Genomic DNA, 19,232 nt, shown 5'->3' with positions numbered 1-19,232 from the left:
CTAGAGCACCCGAAAACCGTGGGCGCCGTCGCGGGCCAGCTGATCCACCAGGCCATACTCCCACTCCAGATAGGCCTGCATGGCCTCGGCGGAATTATCGGTTCCTTCGTACGGACGACGATAGCGGTCACGGCGCTCGACGGCGAGGCCGCTGTCGCCATGCGCCAGCGGCAGACCGGCGGCGATCCACGCCAGCGTCCCGCCGGTAAGCAACTGCACCGGTTTACCGGTCAAGGCCGCCACCTCCGGCACCGCGTAGCGGGCCAGCAGACTACTGCCGCAGGTCACCACGTAACGTTGGGCGGGAGGGATCACGTCCAGGGCCTGGCGCAGCTGCGAGCGCGTCAGCCACCACGCGCCGGGGATATGGCGAGCGACAAAGTTGGCGCTGGTGGTGAAATCGAGCACCACCGTACCGGGTTCGTCCAGCTGTTGCGCCAGCTGCGCCGGGCTTATCTCCTCCGCCTGCGGACCGGGCGGCACCTCGGCGGCCGGCACCCCGCGTTCGCTCAACTGGCTGGCCGACAGCGCGCTCAGCCGCGCCGTCTCCCAGCCCATCTGCGCCAGCCACGAGCCGGTTATCGCCGCCCGGATGCCATCGTCATCCAGCAGCACAATGCGCGCCCCCCGCACGCTGGCGAAGTGATCGGTCTCCTGCACCAGCTGGCCGCCTGGCGCGCTCAGGCTGCCGGGATAGTGACCCGCCGCGTACTCCTCGGGGCTGCGGACATCAAACAGGAAGGTGGTGCGGTCGTTCTGCTGCAGCCAGCGTTGCAGCGTGGCCTCATCGATGACCGCCACCCCGGCCCGTTCGGCAAGATGCGCCACCTCAGCGGCCCGGGCGCCGGAGGCGCGGGCGGAGGGATCGTATTGCCGCTGTTGCTGGTGCGCCAGCGTCTGGCCAGCCAGCGTCCAGCCGATAGTGCCATTGCGCAGGGCATGGACCGGGTTTGGCACGCCGGCGTTGATCAGCGACTGGGTGCCGATGATGCTGCGGGTGCGTCCGGCACAGTTGACGATAACCGGTGTCTGCGGGGAGGGCGCCAGGCTCTCTACCCGCAGGACCAGCTCGCCGCCGGGCACGCTGATGCTGCCGGGGATGCTCATGGTCTGGTACTCATCGAAGCGCCGGGCGTCGACGATCACCACCTCCTGCCGGCTGTCGATGAGCGCCTGAACCTCCTGGGCGCTGAGCGACGGTGTGTGACGCACGCTTTCCACCAGTTCACCAAAGGCTTTGCTGGCGGAGTTGACGTCCTGAAACAGCTCGCCGCCGCTGCGGCGCCAGCCGGCGAGCCCCTCTGTCAGCAGGGCCACATCCTGATAGCCCCAGGCCCGCAGCCGTTCGACGGCGATCTCCGCCAGACCTTCGCCGTTGTCGTAGATGGTGAGCGGGGTGGTGAAGCGCGGTATCCGCCGGCGGACCTCCAGCTCCAGTTTGCTGAGCGGCAGATTGACGGCAAACAGCGGATGATCGGTGGCGAAATCGGCCTCTTCCCGGACGTCGATCAGCGCCAGTTCACGACGATCGAGCAGTGCCTGGCGGATCTCGGCGGCCTGGCGATAAGCGTAGGTGGACATAGTGGTTATCCTTGATGTTCGCGGGAGGGATCCCAGATATTGGGTAAATGGCGGTTGGAGTAGCCGGAGATAAACGGTTTCTGCTGTCCTTCCGGGGTATACACGGCGCGCTTCACCGCGCCGATATTGCCGCCGTAGATGTGAATGCTGATGGAGACGCGATCCGCCAGCGCATTGCTGACGCGATGAATATCGCCATCGTCAGCGGAGACTTTCTCCACCTGGCCTGCTTCCAGAAGCGTGGCGGCGCCCAGCGCGCGCGGTATGCCATCGGCATCCAGCTGGTAGCGTTGATTCTCTTCCGCGCCGCGCAGCATACCAATGGCCCCCCACACCCGGTGGTCATGGATCGGCGTCGCTTGCCCCGGTCCCCAGACGAAGCTGACAATCGAGAAGCGCTCCCCGGAGTCGGCATGCAGCAGATACTGCTGGTAATGGTGCGGATGCGGCAGGGTGTACTCTTCCGGCAGCCAGTCGTCGTAACGCACCAGCGCCGCCAGTCGCTGCGCCACGGCGTCAAGCAGCGGGGCGGTCTGGTGGTGTTCACGGTGCAGGCGGTCTACCTCATGAATGAAATGGCGTAATTTTTCCAGTCGTGGTGCAGTCATGTGCGGTTCCTTTCAGAGGGACTGGTCAAAACGCTAACAGAGGCGTTAATATTATTTAAATGCAATTTACGCATATATTAATATGCAAATTTCACATAAGGATCCTATGCGCATTGACGATATCGACGCTTTGCTGGCCACGGTGCAGTTTTCGTCCCTCAATCAGGCCGCGGAATATCTGGGGATCACCCAGTCGGCCATCACCCGGCGCCTGCAGCGCCTGGAGCAGGAGCTGAACGTGACGCTATTGGAGCGCCAGACCCGCCCGCTGACCCTGACTGCCGCCGGACACCGGGTGTACGAGCAGTGTCTGAGCATTAAGCGTGAGACGAAAAAACTCTACAGCCTGTTGGATCCGGAAGGCGAGCCGCGCGGCGCGCTGCGTCTCGGCGTGCCGCAGAGTCTCAGCGAGATTGCCCTGCCGGCGGCGCTGTCAGCGCTGAGCCAGCAGTTTCCCGAACTGTCGCCGCAGATCACCTGCGGCTGGAGCGGACAGCTGCAGCGTCGACTGGAAAACGGCGAGCTGGACGGCATGCTGGCGATGGGGCCGGCCCAGCAAAGCTTCGCCGAGGGCTACAGCGGACGGCTGCTGTGTCCCCTGGAGGTGGTGCCGATCGTCGGCCGGCGTTTGAATTTGCGCGCGTCATCCCTGCGGGAGTGCGCCGAACAGGGCTGGATCCTTAACCCCGACGGCTGTGGCCTGCGCGCCGGGCTCATTCGCGAGCTGCAGAGTCAGGGATTGCGGTTGAAGCTTAATGTCGAGAGCGCGGGCGCGCAGCTGCAGATGGCGCTGGTGGCGCAGGGACAGGGGCTGGGTCTGGTGCCGCGGGCGGCGCTGGCCAGCAGCCCGTGGCGGGACGAGATCGCGGTCCTCAACCTCAGCGATTTTCAGCCTGCGGTCTCACTGTGGCTGATCCACGCCCAGTATCTGGCAAACCTGCAGCCGCCGCTGACCTTTTTCGCCAGCAAAGTGGTACAGCAGCTGACAGTATCCGACTGAAAGCACTATGCATTTTTGTTTAATGCTAATTCAGCATATTAAGATATGATAAAAATGCATTTTGCTCATTAACACACTCTGTATAGGGTAATGACCAGCGCCGCTGTCGCGGCCACTCCATTACCCTGACGCAAGGAGTTGTTCATGAGCATTCAGTTTCTCGGCATGATTGGCCACCGCCTCTCTTCCGAAACGATTGCCCCGGTGGGGCCGATCTTTGACCGCGACTATATCGTTCGCTTTGCGCAAACCCATGAAGCCGCTGGGTTTGATCGTCTGCTGGTCGGCCACTGGTCCGATCAACCCGACGGCTTTCTGGTGACGGCCCTGGCCGGGCTGTCGACGCAGAAAATCCATTACCTGCTGGCCCATCGCCCCGGTTTTGTTTCCCCAACCCTCGCCGCGCGCAAATTCGCCACCCTTGAGCATCTGCTGGGGGGCCGGCTGGCGGTGCATATCATCAGCGGCGGCAACGATGCCGAGCAGCGCCGGGATGGCGATTATCTCGACCACGACCAGCGCTACGCCCGTACCGACGCCTTCCTCGACACCGTGCGCCAGGTGTGGACCAGCGAGCAGCCGGTGGATATTCACAACGATTTTTATCAGGCCGAGCAGGCCTGGTCCGCCATTCGCCCGCTGCAAAAACCGCATCTTCCCATCTACTTCGGCGGCTCGTCGGAAGCGGCCATCGCCGTCGCCGGCAAACATGCCGACGTCTTCGCCCTGTGGGGCGAGTCGCTGGCGCAAACCGGCGAGACCATCCAGCGTGTGCGCGCCGAAGCGGCGAAACACCAGCGTGATATTGGCTTCAGCGTCTCGTTCCGGCCGATTATCGCCGACAGCGAAGCCGAAGCCTGGGAGAAAGCCGAGCATATCCTGCACGTCGCCACCGAGCAGGCGGCGCAGCGCGGGGGCGGTTTCAAAGCCAAACCGGACAGCATCGGCGCCCAGCGGCTGCGGGCCACCGCGGCGCAGGGCAGGGTGGTGGACAAACGTCTGTGGACCGGCATCGCCCAACTGGTGGGCGGCGGACATAACTCCACCGCGCTGGTGGGCACCCCGGAGCAGGTGGCGGATGCGCTGCTCGATTACTACGACCTCGGCGTGCGTAACTTCCTGATCCGCGGATTCGATCCGCTGAACGACGCGGCCGACTATGGCCGGGCGCTGCTGCCGATCGCCCGCGAAAAAGCTGCCCGGCGTGCGGTGGCGGAGCGCGCATCGTGACCCATCCTGAGCGCGACGACTGGGCCCGGCAGCTGACGGCGCTCCGCCAGCAGATGGCGGAGCAGGCGGCCAGCCTTGATGCCAGCGGCGAGTTTCCCCGGCGTAATATCGACCATCTGCGCGCCGGGGGCTGGTTAAGTCTCGCCGTGCCGTCAACCTGCGGCGGCGCGGGCGCCACTCTGGCCCAGCTTCAGCAGGCCATCGCTGCCATCGCCTGGGGAGAGCCGGCGACAGCGCTGATCGTCTGCATGCAGTATCTGCACCATTTGCGGCTGGCGGAAAACGACGCCTGGCACGCGCCGCTGCGCCAGCAGGTTTTTCACGATGCTGTCGAACACGGTGGCCTGATCAACAGCCTGCGCGTCGAGCCGGAGCTGGGCTCCCCGGCGCGGGGCGGCTTGCCGGACACCGTGGCGACCCGTCGCGCGGAGGGCTGGGACATCAGCGGCCATAAAATTTATACCACCGGCATTGAAGGGCTGCGCTGGCTGGCGGTGTGGGCCAGAAGCGATGATAACCCGCCGCTGGTGGGCACCTGGCTGGTGCCTGGCGACAGCCCGGGTATCAGCGTGGTGAAAAGCTGGGATCACGCCGGGATGCGGGCCACCGGCAGCCATGAAGTCATTTTTAACCACGTGCGGGTGGCGGCAGAGCACGCGGTGGATGTCTGGCCGGCCGATGCGCCACCCGCCGCTCAGGCCGAACCGTTTCGCCTGTTCGCCAACCGGCAGACGGCGCTGCTGGCGGCGATCTATGACAGCATTGCCCACGCCGCTCACGACTGGCTGGTGAGGTGGCTGGCGGGGCGGGTACCCGCCGGTCTCGGGTATCCCCTCTCTCGTCTGCCACGGGTGCAGGAGAAAGTCGGGCAGATCGCCGGGCTGTTGCTGGTCAACCGCAGCCTGCTGGAGCAGGCCGCCGCGCTGCGCTTTTCCGCCATCGAGGCCAATCTGGCGAAAGTCACCATCACCGACAACGCCATTCAGGCGGTGAATATTGCGCTCGAGCTGACCGGCAATCATGGCCTGAGCCGACAGAACCCGCTGGAACGCCACTACCGCAACGTGCTCTGCGGACGGGTACATACCCCACAGAGCGACAGCGCCTGGCTGGCAGCCGGCAACTTCGTCTTTCAATCACAAGGATAATCACGATGCGTCTATCATTTTCAGGCCGGGTGGCGGCAGCGCTGATGCTGCTGGCGCTGGGCGGCTACGCGACAGCTCAGGAGCGGATCACCCTGCGTATCGCCGATCAAAAAGGCGGCATGCGTTCGCAGCTGGAGGCGGCCAACGCCCTGCAAAATCTCCCTTATGACATTAAGTGGGCCGAGTTCCCGGCCGCCGCGCCGCTGGCGGAAGCCCTCAATGCGGGCGCCGTGGACGCGGGGATCATCGGCGATGCGCCGTTGCTGTTTGCTCTGGCCAACGGTGCGCCGGTCAAGGCCATTGCCGTGGATAAAAGCAACCCGGCGGGGACCGCGGTGCTGGTTTCCCCCGGCAGCACGTTAAAAAGCGGCGCCGATTTAAAAGGCAAACGCATCGCCACCGGTAAAGGATCGATTGGTCATTTCGTGGCGCTGAAAGCGCTGGAGCAGGCGGGGATTTCACCGAAGGAGGTACAGTGGGTGTTCCTCGGCCCGGTGGACGCCAAAGTGGCGCTGCTTAACGGTTCGGTGGATGCCTGGGCGACCTGGGAGCCCTACACCACCCAAATGGTGAAGACCAATGAGGGGCAGATTCTGGTGAGCGGCAAAGGGCTGCTGCCGGGCAATACCTTCCTCGCGGCAACGGATTCCGCGCTGAACGATCCGCAAAAACGCGCCGCGCTGCAGGATTATCTCCAGCGCCTGGCCGGCGCCGAGCGCTGGGCCTACGCCAATCTCGACAGCTACGGCAAAACGCTGGGGGAGATCATTCGCTTCCCGGCGGAGATCGCCCGCGCGCAATTTGCCAACCGCCAGTCGCAGTGGCAGCCGCTGGCGGAGGAAACGGTGACCCAGCAGCAGGCAACGGCGGACTTTTATCTCGCCAACGGCCTGATCCGCACCCGGCTGGACGTGAAGCCGACCTTTGACCGCCGTTTTAGCGTGCCCGCCGCCGAGGTGACACCATGACCAGAACCACTTTTTCCCGCCGCCGCTTTTTACAGCTCAGCGGCGGCCTGGCGCTGGCCGGGATCTCTCTGCCGCTGTGGGCTCACGATATGGCGGACATGGCCAGCGGCGATGCCCATCCGGCGCTGCGCCTGCCACAGCCCTACAAGATCAAGCTGGCGATCAATAAAAGCGCGGTATGCCTCGCGCCGGTCGCCGTCGCCGAGCAGCAGAAGATTTTCAGTAAATATAACCTCGACGTTGAGTTTGTTAACTTCGGCAACTCCACTGATGTGCTGCTGGAGGCGATCGCCACCGGTAAGGCCGACGCCGGGGTGGGGATGGCGCTGCGCTGGCTGAAGGCGCTGGAGCAGGGCTTTGACGTCAAGCTCACCGCCGGGACCCACGGCGGCTGTCTGAACCTGCTGACGGCCAAAGACTCGCCGTTCGGCGGCCTCGAGAGCCTGAAGGGACAAACCATCGGCGTCACTGACATGGCCGGGCCGGATAAAAACTTCTTCGCCATTCTGCTTAAGCGCCACGGTATCGACCCGATCAGCGACGTGCAGTGGAAAGTCTACCCGGCGGATCTGCTCAGCGTGGCGCTGGACAAGCGCGAAATCGCCGCCATCAGCGGCAGCGAGCCGTTCAGCTATCGTCTGCTGGAGACCGGCAAGTATCAGCTGATCGCCAGCAATATGACCGGGGATTATGCCAACCTCAGCTGCTGCGTGCTGGGGGTGAGCGGGAGTCTGGCGCGGGACCATAAACCGGCCGCCGCCGCGCTCACCCAGGCGATCCTTGAGGCGCACAGCTATGCCGCAGCGCATCCGGAAAGCGTGGCGCAATCTTTCCTCGCCCATGCTCTGAATACCAGTGAGGCGGAGGTGAGCGGCATCCTGCACGGGCAGGGCCACGGCCATCACGCGGTGGGCGAAGCGTTCGTGAAAGAGCTGACGCAGTACGCGGTCGACCTGCAGCGAGTGCAGGTGATTAAGCCGGGTACCGATCCCCATCAGTTCGCGGAGAGTATCTATGCCAACGTATTCGCCTGAGCAGGCTCTGGCGCGCCCCACCGGCCGCGCGCCGCTGTGGGGAGAAGGGCTGCTGGCCGCCGCGCTGTGGCTGCTGGGCGGTCTGTTTACCCTGGCCTGGCCCGATGCCGGGCGGCGCTGGCCGTTTAGCGAAGGGTGGGCGCTGGCGCAATTCACCCTCGGCGGCGGATTACTGCTGCTGGCGCTGAGCTATCGCTACTGGCGAGCGCGCGGCGCGCGTGTGCTGCATGCCGGCAAGTGGCTGGCGCTGTTGCCGGTGCTGTTTGCTGTCTGGGAAGGGCTGACCGCCAAGAGTGCCGTGCTGCCGGTGCCGTTTTTCGCGCCGCCGCAGGCGCTGATCGAGGTGCTGCACGACGACTGGCCGCGCCTGCTCGACAGCCTGCTGCACTCGCTGGGGCTGCTGGGGCTCGGCGTGCTGCTGGGCACCAGCAGCGGGTTCATCACCGGTCTGGCCATTGGCTGGTCGCAACGGATTGGCTACTGGGTGCATCCGGTGTTACGTCTGCTGGGGCCGGTGCCGTCCACCGCGCTGCTGCCGCTGTGCCTGTTTATTTTTCCCTCGAGCTTCGGCGCCAGCGTGTTTTTGATCGCGCTGAGCACCTGGTTCCCGGTCACGGTGCTGACCTGGTCCGGAGTGATGGGCATTGATAAGGCGTGGTACGACGTGGCGCGGACCCTCGGCGCCAGCCAGCGTTTCCTGATCCTGCGGGTGGCGATCCCCGCCGCGCTGCCGAACGTCTTTGTCGGCCTGTTTATGGGGCTCGGCGCGTCGTTTTCGGTGCTGATTGTCGCCGAAATGGTCGGGGTGAAGTCGGGGATCGGCTTTTACCTCCAGTGGGCCCAGGGCTGGGCGGCCTATCCGAATATGTACGCCGCGCTGCTGGTGATGGCGTTGTTATGCTCCGGCCTGATAAGCGGATTATTTATGCTGCGTGACCGGCTGCTGAGCTGGCAGCGAGGAGGAATGCAATGGTAACAGCGACGCCAGATTCGCCGGCGATAGCGCGCGGCGCGGCGGTATCCATCAGCCATCTTCATCATGCGTTTACGCTTGGCAAACAGACGGTACCGGTGCTGGAGAATATCAGTCTGCAGCTGCGGCCGGGGGAAAGCGTGGCGCTGCTGGGCCCTTCCGGCTGCGGTAAATCAACCCTGCTGCGGCTGCTGGCGGGGCTGGAAGCGCCGCAGAGCGGACAGATGCAGATCGACGGCGCGGCGCTCGGCGCCCCGGGGCCGGAGCGGATCCTTGTGTTTCAGGATCCGACGCTCTACCCATGGCTGACGGTACGGCAGAACGTGCTGCTGGGCCCGCAGGCGCAGGGCAAAAAGGGGCTGGAGGCGAAGGCCGACGCGCTGATTGACCGCATCGGGCTGCAGGCCTTCAGCGAGGCGTGGCCGCGGCAGCTGTCCGGGGGGATGGCGCAGCGTGCGGCGCTGGCGCGCGCCTTATTGAACGAGCCGCGCCTGCTGCTGCTTGACGAGCCGTTGGGTAAGCTTGATTCCCTGACCCGCATTAGCATGCAGCGGGAGCTGATCGCCCTCTGGCAGCAGCAGGGGTATACCAGCCTGCTGGTGACCCACGATATCGAAGAGGCGCTGCTGCTGTGCGAGCGGGTGCTGGTGATGTCGCCGCGTCCGGGGCGGATTATCGCCGAGTTCGCGCTGCCGCTGGCTTTTCCCCGTCATCGCGATAACCCGCAGCTGCTGCAGCATCGTCAGGATATATTGCGCATCCTCGGCCAGGAGGAGGACTGGTAAGCTGAACGCATTGCCCGGTGGCGGCTGCGCCTTACCGGGCCTACAAACTCGACAGGAAGGGGAAGGGCCAGAGGCCAATGCTGTCGTAGGCCGGTGCAAGCGCAGCGCCGCCCGGCAATGAACATCCGGCGCGACGCCATGGTCCGGCTTAAAAATCCATCTTCACCGTGAACTGCACTTCGCGCGGGTCGCCAATCTGGTTGCCGAGGTTATTGGTGCCGATCGAGGAAGTGTAATAGGTCTTATCAAACAGGTTCTTCACATTTACCTGCAGCGTCACCGGATACTGCAGCTTCATCTTATAGGCGGCAAACACATCCGCCACCGCATAGCCCTGCAGATAATAATCCGCGCCGTTGGTGCCGGAGCGCTTGCTGACCGCATGACCGCCGCCGCCGACGGTCAGGGTGTTGCTGTTATAGACGTTATGAATGTCATAGGTCAGGAACAGCGAACCGGTATGTTTCGGCACGTTTGGCAGCGGTTTCCCGGCGTAATCCGGATCTTCCAGCACTTTGGCGTCGGTGTAGCCGTAGCTGGCGATCACGCTGAGGTTATCGGTGATGGAACCCGCCAGATCCACTTCCACCCCCTGGGAACGCACTTTGCCCGCCGTTTTGGCCACCGTCTCATCGCCAATGCTCTCGGTGTACAGCACGTTACGCTTATGAATATCAAACAGCGCGATATTGGCGGTAATGCCGTTTAACAGGTCGAATTTGGCGCCCACTTCGTAGGAGGTGGACTCTTCCGGCGGCAGCTCGCCGATATAGCTGGCGATCGACGACTGCGGCATAAACGACTGGGCGACGTTGGCGAACAGGGAGACGTTCGGCGTCACTTTGTAGACCAGGCCGGCTTTCGGCGTCCATTTCTCATCGCGGCTGTCGGTATTGACGTTAAACGGTCGGCCTTTACCGGCGTACTGGGTGTAGTACTGGTAGCGCACGCCGGCGACGGCGATCCAGTTGTCAGTCAGGTACAGCGCGTCCTGCACGTAAGCGGCATAGCTCTCCTGCTGGATACGCTGATCGCTGTCGGATGCGGAGACGGTATTACAGGTGTCGAGGGTGCCGTAGACCGGATGATAGATGTTAAAGCCTTTCACGTTCTTGCAGCGCAGCATATCGGTGCGCAGCAGATCGTAATTCTCATAGGCGACGCCGGTCAGCAGTTCGTTATAAAAGCCGCCTACCACCACGTTGCCCTGCAGGTCAGCGCGGGTGGAGTGCATCTTCTGCGTTGAACCGTGGGTACCGTCAACCCGGCGGGTGAGATTGCCGGTCGCCGAATCATAGGCCATCACCCGCGCCTGGTTGTCGTTGTAATTGTCCTGGCTGTAGCTGTAGTCGAAGCGCGCGGTCCAGGCGTCGTTAAGGCGATACTCGGCGTTGAGCTGAGCGAGATCGGAATAGCCATCGGTAATATTAAACGCTTCATCGAAGCGGGTTTTGCGATCGACGTTCACCGCATGGCCGGTATTCAGATCGAAAATAGTGCCGCGGTCAAAGGGCGCGCTGTAGTCGCGATGCGAATAGGACGCGGTCACCGTCGCCCGCTCGCCAAACCAGGTCAGGGAAGGGGCGATAAAGCTGCTTTTGTTTTTACCAAAATTGCGCCAGTAATCCTCATTCTGGTATTCCCCAATCAGCCGGTACGCCAGATTCGTGCCTTCGATAGGGCCGGTGACGTCGAAGCTGCCGGTACCGCCGCCAAAGCTGGTGGACGTCGCGGAAACCGAACCAGAGAACTGCCGCTCCGGCCGTTTGGTGATGACGTTGATCAGCCCGCCGGGGTCGAGGATACCGTACAGCGTCGAGGCCGGCCCCTTCAGAACTTCCACCCGTTCGGTGGCGGCGTTAAAACTGCGCGGCAGCACGGTGCGCAGGCCGTTGGTCATGATCGAGCCGTCGCGGTTGGCGCCGAAGCCGCGGCGGGTAAAGGCGTCCTGGGTACCGCCGAGGGTGTTGGTCTGCACCACGTTAGCGACGTTATACAGCGCCTCGTCGAGTGAGGTGGCGTGCTGATCTTCCAGTACCCGATCGCTGACGGTATTAACCACCTGCGGAATATCCAGCAGCGGCATCGAGGTCAGCGTCGCGGTGGCGGAACTGAGAGGCTGATAGCCGCTGGTGGCGCTCTGCTGCGCGCTGTCGGCCACCACGGTGATGGTCTCTTCCGCGTCGTTATTACTTTTCGCCGCGCTATTGTCGGCGGCCATTAATCCCGGTGAGGCTAAAAAAAGAAGCGAAAAAAGCGCGCGCCCTTGCAACGCTCTGCAGGCGACATGGGGTTGAGTCATTATCTGTTTCTCGTGAACGAATCTGCCTTTGCGGTCAGATTAAGCCAATAAAATCATTGCCCTGAATAATAAAAGCACTCTGTTTAGCGTCTGAATGCGCCTTCAGATGTGTAATTGAGAATCATTCAATCATGAAGAGATGTAGTAGTAAACGTTATGTAAGATAAAAAATTGGCGATGGTCAATGGCGGGGTTATCACGTTTTCTTGATGTGGGGGTTTGTTGTTATTTTATTGATATTAAATGATTTTATTGGTTTTTATTTAGCGCGGCCTCGCTGTAGTTATCGTGACAAACTGAAGACAGTGGCGAGTATTGACTACTACATCTATCCCCGTCATGATCAAAAGAGAATGAGATTTATTTTTGTTTGACTGCAGAATGTCCAGCGATGACCTGGAACGCTGCGGCGCAGGAGCGAGTTATGCCACAGCGGGTGAAACCTGCAGAGCAGGGGATCGTACTGGATGCCCTGTCGGCCGGATACGGCCAGACCCTGATCGTTAACGACATCAACCTGACCATCCCTACCGGCAAAATGACGGTGCTGGCCGGGGCGAACGGCTCCGGCAAATCCACGCTGCTCTCGACCATCGCCAGAATGCTGAAACCGCTCGGCGGTTGCGTGCGTCTGGACGGGCAAGCCATTCACCAGATGCCGACGAAGGCCGTCTCGCGCCAGCTGGGCATTCTCCCGCAATCGCCGCTGACCCCGAAAGGGTTAACGGTTTTCGAGCTGGTCTCGCGCGGGCGCTACCCGTGGCAGGGGCTGATGCGCCAGTGGTCTGAGGCCGATGAGCTGGCGGTGGAAGAGGCGCTGCGCTTAACCGGTACTGCCGAATTCGCCCATCTGCCGGTGGACAGCCTCTCCGGCGGCCAGCGTCAGCGCTGCTGGATCGCCATGGCGCTGGCCCAGCAAACGGCCACCATTCTGCTCGATGAGCCGACCACCTGGCTCGATCTGCGCTATCAGGTCGATATCCTCGAGCTGCTCCAGACCCTCACCCGCGAACATGGCCGCACGGTGGTGACGGTGCTCCATGACCTCAACTTTGCCGTGAACTACGCCGATCTGCTGGTGTTCCTCAAACAGGGGCGCATCGCCGGCACGATTAGCGACAACGACGTCTGTAGCCCCGAGCTGATTAAACGCGTGTTTGACGTTGACGTGCAGATGTCGATTAACCCGCAAACCGGCAAACCGTTCTTTATGCCGTTTCGCGCCCGCCAGGCCGTTGACGCATGAGCGCCGCCGTTCTGTACGCCGCGCGGCGTCATGCCCGCCCCCGACTGGCGCTCTTGCTGCTAACGCTGCTGCTTATCGCCGCCTCGCTGGTGCATCTTGGTTTGGGTGCCCGCTGGATTGCCCCACAGACGGTGCTGCAGGCGCTGCTGGAGTACAATCCGCGCAACTTCGACCAGCGGATTATCGTCGATCTGCGCCTGGTGCGGCTGGCGGCAGCGCTGCTGACCGGCGCGGCGCTCGGCGTCGCCGGGCTGCTGCTGCAGACGGTGATCCGCAACCCGCTTGGCGAGCCGCATATTCTCGGCCTTAACGCCGGCGCTTCGCTGGCGGTGGTGGCGACCTCTGCGCTGGGCCTGTCTTTCGGCGCTTTCCCCGCCGGGCGCCCGCTGACCGCCGCCTGTGGCGCGGCGCTGCTGTTCGGCGGCGTGATGGCGCTGGCCTCTGCCGGGCGCGGCGGGGCGACACCGCTGCGCATCACGTTGTGCGGGGTAGCGCTGTCAGCGTTTGCGTCGGCGGTGACGTCGGCGATATTGATTCTCGATGAACAGACGCTGCTGGCGATGCGCACCTGGCTGGCCGGCGACCTGGCCGGACTGAACTGGAGCACGCTGCAGACGGCGCTGGTCCCGGCGCTGTGCGGCCTTGGCGTCGCGCAGCTCATTGCCCCACGGCTCAATGTGCTGGCGCTGGGGGATAAGGTGGCGCTGGGCCTTGGCGTTAATCTCGTCCAGACGCGGCTGCTGGGCCTGCTGGCGATTGCGCTGCTGTGCGGCGCGGCGGTGGCGGTGGCCGGGCCGATCGGCTTTGTCGGGCTGGTGGTGCCGCACGTGGTACGCCGTCTGGTGACGGAAGATATCCGTCTGGCGCTGCCCCTGGCGGCGCCGGTGGGGGCGCTGGTGCTGGTGCTGGCTGACATCGCCGCCCGGACGCTGGTCGCGCCGCAGGAGCTGGCGACCGGAGCGATGACCGCCCTGGTGGGTGCGCCGCTGTTTATCTTTATCGCCGCGAGGTTTTTTAAATGAAGCGCGCCGTTCACCGGGCCGGTTTTCGGCCGCTGGTTATCGCCTCCCGCCAGCTGTTGCTGCGCCCGGCGGCGCTAAAAGTTGCCGCCATCATGATGCTAATGCTGCTGGCGCTCGGGCTGTACAGCCTCAGCCGCGGCAGCTATTCGTTGCCCGCGTCGACGCTGCTGACTCCGCAGCGGTTGGGCGAACAGCCGCGCTTTATTCTGTCTGATATCCGCCTGCCGCGGATCCTGATGGCGCTGCTGTGCGGGGCCATGCTGGGGCTGGCCGGCGCGGCGATGCAGAGCATCACCCGTAACGGGCTGGCCGACCCGGGGCTGATTGGCGTCAAAGAGGGGGCCAGCATCGTGGTGCTGGCGCTGGTGCTGTTTTTCCCGGCGGTAGGCCTGGTCTGGCGGCCGCTGGCGGGGATGGTCGGCGGTGTGGCGGTGGCCCTGTTGGTCCTGACGCTGGCGCGCGACTGCTCGCGGCCGCGCTTTATTTTAATTGGCATCGGCGTCTCCTGGACCCTGGCGGCAGCGGTCGGCATCTTTATGACCACCGCCGACGTTCGCGACGTGCAGACGGCGATGATCTGGCTGGCGGGCAGCCTGCAGGCCGCCACCTGGCCGCTGCTGGCGGTGGCTTTTTGCTGGGCGCTGCCCGGGGCCATCATCCTGTTCTGTACCGCCCGGGCGGCGGACGTGGCGCTGCTGGGCGACCGGACCGCCATCGGCCTCGGCGTACGTCTGCAGCAGCTGACGGTGCTGCGCTTTTTCGCGCCGGTACTGCTGACCTCGGCCAGCGTCTCCTGCGTCGGCAGCCTTGGATTTGTGGGCCTGATGGCGCCGCATATGGCGCGTTTCGTGCTGCGCGGCGGCCAGGTATCGCTGCTGTGCGGCAGCGCGCTGATTGGCGCCTTGCTGGTGCTGGTGACCGACACCTTTGGCCGGCTGGCGTTTGCGCCGCTGCAGATCCCGGCGGGGATTGTTATTGCCCTGGTGGGCTGCCCGTTCTTTGTTGTCTTGCTCTGGCGTCGCCGTGATGCCCTTTAACCAGGAAGGTAGTATGCGTTGGTTCGTCTCATTGCTGCTGTTGCTGACGGGGGCCGTCAGCGCCGCCGCCCCACAAACTCAAACTTTCACCGATGATTTAGGCCGCGCGGTCACCGTGCCGCTGCATCCGCAACGCATTGTTTCGATGCACGATCTCGATATTACCATTCCGCTGATTGAGCTCGGGGTGCCGCCGATCGCCAGCCACGGCCGGACGCGCCCGGACGGCAGCCACTATCTGCGCGCCAGCGCCCAGCTCACCGGTGTCGATTTCGACAACAGCGATATCCGCTTTATTGGCACCGCCGATATCGATCTGGAAGCGGTAGCCGCCGCAAAGCCGGATCTGATTATCACCGAGCCCAGCCGCCATGTGTCGGTAGAGCAGTTGGAGAAGATTGCCCCGACGGTGAGCATCGACCATCTGCAGGGTAGCGCCCCGGAGATTTACCGCAAGCTGGCGCAGCTGACCGGCACCCAGCCGCGGCTGGCGATCCTCGAGCGCCGCTATCAGGAACAAATCAAACAGCTGAAAGCGATGGTCAACCCACCGCAGTACAGCGTCTCCGTGATCCAGGCGAACAACGGCAAGGTCACCGTGCATCATTCGTATCATGCGCTGGGCCGGGTGCTGCGCGATGCCGGGTTCCGCTTTCCGCCGCTGATTGAGCGGATCCCCGACGGCCAGCGAATTGATGTCAGCGCTGAACAGTTGCCGGAGCTGGATGCCGATTTTGTCTTCGCCACCTGGCGGTCGGATACCGGCGGTAAGCCGCAGGATGAGCTGCAGGCGATGGAAGGCGTGATGCCCGGCTGGTGTGACTTTATGCGTGCCTGCCGCACCGGGCATTACATTTTGCTGCCGCGGGAAGAGGTGATCTCTAACTCCTACGCCGCGCTGTCTCTGATGGTGGCCCAGGTGCAGTCGCATATTGCCGGCAGGCCGATCCCGGCGGAGGCCAAATGAAAAGCGCGGTAAAAAAAGAGAAGGGCAAAGTCGACCTGTTCGGCGAACGCTATCGCGCCCGGGCGCACCAGCTTTCCCCCCGGCTGCGGGCCGTGGTCAGCTATATCAACGACAACCGCGAGGTGGTGCTGGAGCATACGGCGATGGAGATCGCCACGGCGACCCAGACCTCCGACGCCACGGTGGTGCGTGCCATCCAGGCGCTGGGCTTCGCCGGGCTGCGCGAGCTTAAGCAGACCATGGAGCGCTGGTTCGGCACCTCGGTCACCTCGGCGGAAAAGATGCGCTCGACGGTCACGGCGCTCTCCAGCGACGTCAACTCCAGTATTGATTTTGTGCTTGAAGGCCATCAGCGGGTCTGCGAGGTCCTGTCGCGCGCCGACAACCGCGCGGCGGTGGCCCAGGCGGTGGCATTGCTCAGCGACGCGCGACAGGTAGGGATTTTCGGCATCGGCGCCTCGGGGATCCTCGCCGAGTACACCGCCCGGCTGTTCAGCCGCATTGGCCTGCCGGCGTACGTGATGAACCGAACGGGCTTTAGCCTCGCCGAGCAGCTTATCGGCCTGCAGCGCGGCGATGTGCTGATCATGATGGGGCAAAAATCCCCCCATCGCGAAGGGATGACCACCCTGCGCGAGGCGAAGCGGCTGGGTATCCCGACGATCCTGCTGACCCAGGCGGTGGACTCGCGCTTCAGCCAGGAGGCGCAGGTAGTGATTGACGTCCCGCGCGGCGGGGACAGCACCAGAATGCCGCTGCACGGTACGGTGCTGGTCTGTCTGGAGATGATTGTTCTGTCGGTGGCCTCCACCACGCCACAAAAAACGGTGAAATCCCTGAAGCGAATCAACGACCTGCACCGGGCTATTGGTAAATCCGGCGGTAAACGCGGCAGTTAATACGATAATTCACCAGCGGGAAGGTTTCCGGTTGCATATAAAAGTCAGTGTGTGTATTTTTATGCAAAATAAATGCATAAAAAGGAAATCTCATGGTCAAGAATTTGCTCAAAGCGTGTTTCATGATGGCCGCGCTGACGGCAGCCGGACAGGCGGCTGCGGAAACCTATACCGTCGGTTCCGGCGGCACCTACCGGCCGTTTGAATTTGAAAACAGCCAGAAACAGCTGGAAGGTTTCGACATCGACATCATCAAGGCCATCGCCAAAGCCGAAGGCTTTGACGTCAAGCTGGTCAATACCCCCTGGGAAGGCATCTTCGCCACGCTGAACACCGGCGACCGCGACATCATCATCTCCGGGATCACCATCACCGATAAACGCAAACAGATGGTCGATTTCTCCGCGCCGTACTTCCCGGCCGAGCAGTCTATCGTCGTCGCCCAGGACTCGAAGGTGGATTCGCTGGCGGCCCTGAAAAACGAGAAGGTCGGGGTGGTGAACTCCAGCACCGGCGATATCGTGGTTTCTGAGGTGCTGGGCAAAAACAGCACCGCGATCAAGCGTTTCGACAATACCCCGCTGATGCTCCAGGAGCTGTTTGAGGACGGCGTCAGCGCCGCGGTGGGCGACGTCGGGGTGGTGAAGTACTACATCAAACAGCACCCGGAGAAGCAGTTCAAGCTGGTGCCGGATGCCAAATTTGAGCGTCAGTATTTCGGTATTGCGGTAGCGAAAGGCAACAGCGAACTGCTGGGCAAAATCAACGCCGGGCTGCAAAAGATCGTTGCTGACGGGACTTACGCCAAAATCTATAAAACCTGGTTCGACGACAACGTGCCGACGCTGCCAGCGCAATAATCCACCATTTTCAGTGACCACGGCTATCGCCCAGGCGATAGCCGTATTTTTTAGGGAAGGACTATGACGGGATTCCGTTGGGAGATCATCGAGGAGTACGGCCCGCTGTTTGTGGACGGCGCCCTGATGACGATTAAATGTACCATTATCTGCGTGATCCTCGGGACGCTGTGGGGGTTAACTCTCGGTCTCGGGCGGATGGCGAAGGCCGAGCACGGGCCGTGGAAATATATTCTCCGCTACCTGGTGCAGTTTCCGGTGCGTTTTTACGTCAGCGCCTTTCGCGGTACGCCGCTGTTCGTGCAGATCATGGTGGTGCACTTTGCGCTGGTGCCGCTGTTTATCAACCCGCGCGACGGCCTGCTGGTGACCGGCGGCCTGATGAGCGCCGACTTTGCCCGCGAGCTGCGCGCCAGCTACGGGGCGTTCCTCTCCTGCATCGTGGCGATCACCCTTAACGCCGGAGCCTATGTGTCGGAGATTTTCCGCGCCGGCATCCAGTCGATCGACAAAGGGCAGATGGAGGCCTCCCGCGCGCTGGGCATGCCGTGGTGGAAAACCATGCGCAAGGTGATCCTGCCGCAGGCGTTTCGCCGCATTCTGCCGCCGCTGGGCAACAACGCCATCGCCATTGTCAAAGACTCGTCGCTGGCATCGGCGATTGGCCTGGCCGATCTGGCCTATGCCGCGCGCACCGTCTCCGGCGCCTACGCCACCTACTGGGAACCCTACCTGACTATCTCTCTGGTCTATTGGGTGATCACCTTCCTGTTGGCGCAGCTGGTTAACCGTCTGGAAAAGAGGTTTGGCAAAAGTGATTCACATTAATAACTTACATAAGCGCTTCGGCGACAGCCACGTGCTGCGCGGCATTAGCTGCGATATTAAACCGCAGGAAGTGGTGTGCATCATCGGCCCGTCCGGCTCGGGAAAAAGTACCTTCCTGCGCTGCATGAATGCCCTGGAGACGGTCAGCGAAGGCGAGGTGGTGGTTAACGGCTTTGCCGCCCACGACCGGACCACCGACCTCAACAAGATGCGCGAAAGCGTCGGCATGGTGTTCCAGCGCTTTAACCTGTTCCCGCACATGACGGTGCTGGAAAACCTGATTATGGCACCGATGAATCTGCGCAATATGCCGCGCCAGCAGGCGATCGACCTGGCGGACGCCTTGCTGGCGAAGGTGGGCTTAAGCGATAAGCGCGACGCCTGGCCCTCGAGCCTGTCCGGCGGCCAGCAGCAGCGGGTAGCCATCGCCCGCGCGCTGGCGATGAAGCCGTCGATTATGCTGTTCGATGAGCCCACTTCGGCGCTGGATCCGGAGCTGGTGGGCGACGTGCTGGAGGTGATGAAAAACCTCGCCAGCGAGGGGATGACCATGGTGATCGTGACCCATGAAATGGGCTTTGCCCGCGAAGTGGCCGACCGGGTGATCTTCATCGACCAGGGCGTAATTCAGGAAGAGGGCAAGCCGGGGCAGATCTTTAGCACGCCGAGCAACCCACGCACCGCCGCGTTTCTCAGCAAGGTGCTGTAAACCGAGCGGGCTGGCGCAATGTCATCTGTGAGGCG

The 19,232-nt window shown here is 62.8% G+C and carries 16 protein-coding genes and 2 pseudogenes; 15 read left to right on the top strand and 3 right to left on the bottom strand.

The genetic code is table 11. The annotated features are described in order from the left end of the window. On the bottom strand, positions 1-1,581 hold the full coding sequence (locus CWM54_RS07580) for a rhodanese homology domain-containing protein (RefSeq protein WP_100696642.1): 1,581 nt from the start codon (positions 1,579-1,581) through the stop codon (positions 1-3). Between the two features lie 5 nt (positions 1,582-1,586). Continuing rightward, entirely contained in the window at positions 1,587-2,189 is a 603-nt protein-coding gene (locus CWM54_RS07575; RefSeq protein ID WP_100696640.1) for a cysteine dioxygenase, read from the bottom strand. Positions 2,190-2,295: 106 nt separating this feature from the next. Between CWM54_RS07575 and CWM54_RS07570 the strand changes: the two genes are divergently transcribed. From CWM54_RS07570 to CWM54_RS07540, 7 genes and pseudogenes are all read left to right on the top strand, one after another. Beyond that, on the top strand, positions 2,296-3,189 hold the full coding sequence (locus tag CWM54_RS07570) for a LysR family transcriptional regulator (protein ID WP_100696639.1): 894 nt from the start codon (positions 2,296-2,298) through the stop codon (positions 3,187-3,189). Between the two features lie 144 nt (positions 3,190-3,333). Further along, positions 3,334-4,429, top strand: a pseudogene (locus tag CWM54_RS07565) (LLM class flavin-dependent oxidoreductase). After that, positions 4,416-5,567 (top strand): acyl-CoA dehydrogenase family protein, encoded by a 1,152-nt coding sequence (locus tag CWM54_RS07560; protein ID WP_165785897.1) that lies wholly within the window; start codon positions 4,416-4,418, stop codon positions 5,565-5,567. The pseudogene CWM54_RS07565 and the gene CWM54_RS07560 overlap by 14 nt, the downstream one beginning before the upstream one ends. A 5-nt stretch (positions 5,568-5,572) precedes the next feature. Further along, positions 5,573-6,535 carry an ABC transporter substrate-binding protein gene (locus CWM54_RS07555; RefSeq protein ID WP_023340331.1) on the top strand — a complete coding sequence of 321 codons (963 nt, stop codon included), beginning with the start codon at positions 5,573-5,575 and terminating at the stop codon, positions 6,533-6,535. Beyond that, positions 6,532-7,569: an ABC transporter substrate-binding protein gene (locus CWM54_RS07550; RefSeq protein WP_100696637.1), complete on the top strand. Its 1,038-nt coding sequence runs from the start codon at positions 6,532-6,534 to the stop codon at positions 7,567-7,569. The genes CWM54_RS07555 and CWM54_RS07550 overlap by 4 nt, the downstream gene beginning before the upstream one ends. Further along, positions 7,550-8,545: an ABC transporter permease gene (locus CWM54_RS07545; protein WP_100696636.1), complete on the top strand. Its 996-nt coding sequence runs from the start codon at positions 7,550-7,552 to the stop codon at positions 8,543-8,545. The genes CWM54_RS07550 and CWM54_RS07545 overlap by 20 nt, the downstream gene beginning before the upstream one ends. Further along, entirely contained in the window at positions 8,539-9,327 is a 789-nt protein-coding gene (locus CWM54_RS07540) for an ABC transporter ATP-binding protein (RefSeq protein ID WP_100696634.1), read from the top strand. Before CWM54_RS07545 ends, CWM54_RS07540 begins: the two co-directional genes overlap by 7 nt. 148 nt (positions 9,328-9,475) lie before the next feature. Here the strand turns inward: CWM54_RS07540 and CWM54_RS07535 are convergent, their stop codons facing one another. Beyond that, positions 9,476-11,548, bottom strand: coding sequence for a TonB-dependent siderophore receptor (locus CWM54_RS07535; protein ID WP_087653252.1), 2,073 nt, complete (start codon positions 11,546-11,548; stop codon positions 9,476-9,478). 505 nt (positions 11,549-12,053) lie between these two features. Between CWM54_RS07535 and CWM54_RS07530 the strand changes: the two genes are divergently transcribed. From CWM54_RS07530 to CWM54_RS07495, 8 genes and pseudogenes are all read left to right on the top strand, one after another. After that, positions 12,054-12,875 (top strand): ABC transporter ATP-binding protein, encoded by an 822-nt coding sequence (locus tag CWM54_RS07530; protein WP_100696632.1) that lies wholly within the window; start codon positions 12,054-12,056, stop codon positions 12,873-12,875. Beyond that, complete coding sequence (locus CWM54_RS07525; protein WP_100696630.1) at positions 12,872-13,897, top strand: FecCD family ABC transporter permease; 1,026 nt, start codon at positions 12,872-12,874, stop codon at positions 13,895-13,897. Before CWM54_RS07530 ends, CWM54_RS07525 begins: the two co-directional genes overlap by 4 nt. Next, positions 13,894-14,934 (top strand): FecCD family ABC transporter permease, encoded by a 1,041-nt coding sequence (locus tag CWM54_RS07520; protein WP_100696628.1) that lies wholly within the window; start codon positions 13,894-13,896, stop codon positions 14,932-14,934. The genes CWM54_RS07525 and CWM54_RS07520 overlap by 4 nt, the downstream gene beginning before the upstream one ends. After that, entirely contained in the window at positions 14,924-15,901 is a 978-nt protein-coding gene (locus CWM54_RS07515) for an ABC transporter substrate-binding protein (RefSeq protein WP_165785913.1), read from the top strand. The genes CWM54_RS07520 and CWM54_RS07515 overlap by 11 nt, the downstream gene beginning before the upstream one ends. Then, a pseudogene (locus CWM54_RS07510) lies at positions 15,867-16,800 on the top strand (MurR/RpiR family transcriptional regulator). Before CWM54_RS07515 ends, CWM54_RS07510 begins: the two are co-directional and overlap by 35 nt. Before the next feature lie 92 nt (positions 16,801-16,892). Beyond that, complete coding sequence (locus CWM54_RS07505) at positions 16,893-17,660, top strand: basic amino acid ABC transporter substrate-binding protein (protein ID WP_004203029.1); 768 nt, start codon at positions 16,893-16,895, stop codon at positions 17,658-17,660. 63 nt (positions 17,661-17,723) lie between these two features. Beyond that, on the top strand, positions 17,724-18,488 hold the full coding sequence (locus CWM54_RS07500; protein WP_008804505.1) for an amino acid ABC transporter permease: 765 nt from the start codon (positions 17,724-17,726) through the stop codon (positions 18,486-18,488). Continuing rightward, on the top strand, positions 18,475-19,197 hold the full coding sequence (locus tag CWM54_RS07495) for an amino acid ABC transporter ATP-binding protein (protein WP_100696924.1): 723 nt from the start codon (positions 18,475-18,477) through the stop codon (positions 19,195-19,197). The genes CWM54_RS07500 and CWM54_RS07495 overlap by 14 nt, the downstream gene beginning before the upstream one ends. Positions 19,198-19,232: the final 35 nt, after the last annotated feature.

The organism is Klebsiella sp. D-Nf1 (assembly GCF_002810515.1).
Lineage (GTDB): Bacteria > Pseudomonadota > Gammaproteobacteria > Enterobacterales > Enterobacteriaceae > Klebsiella > Klebsiella variicola.
Note: the sequence above shows the minus strand (reverse complement) of the source record. Positions and strands in the feature narration are given on the sequence as shown.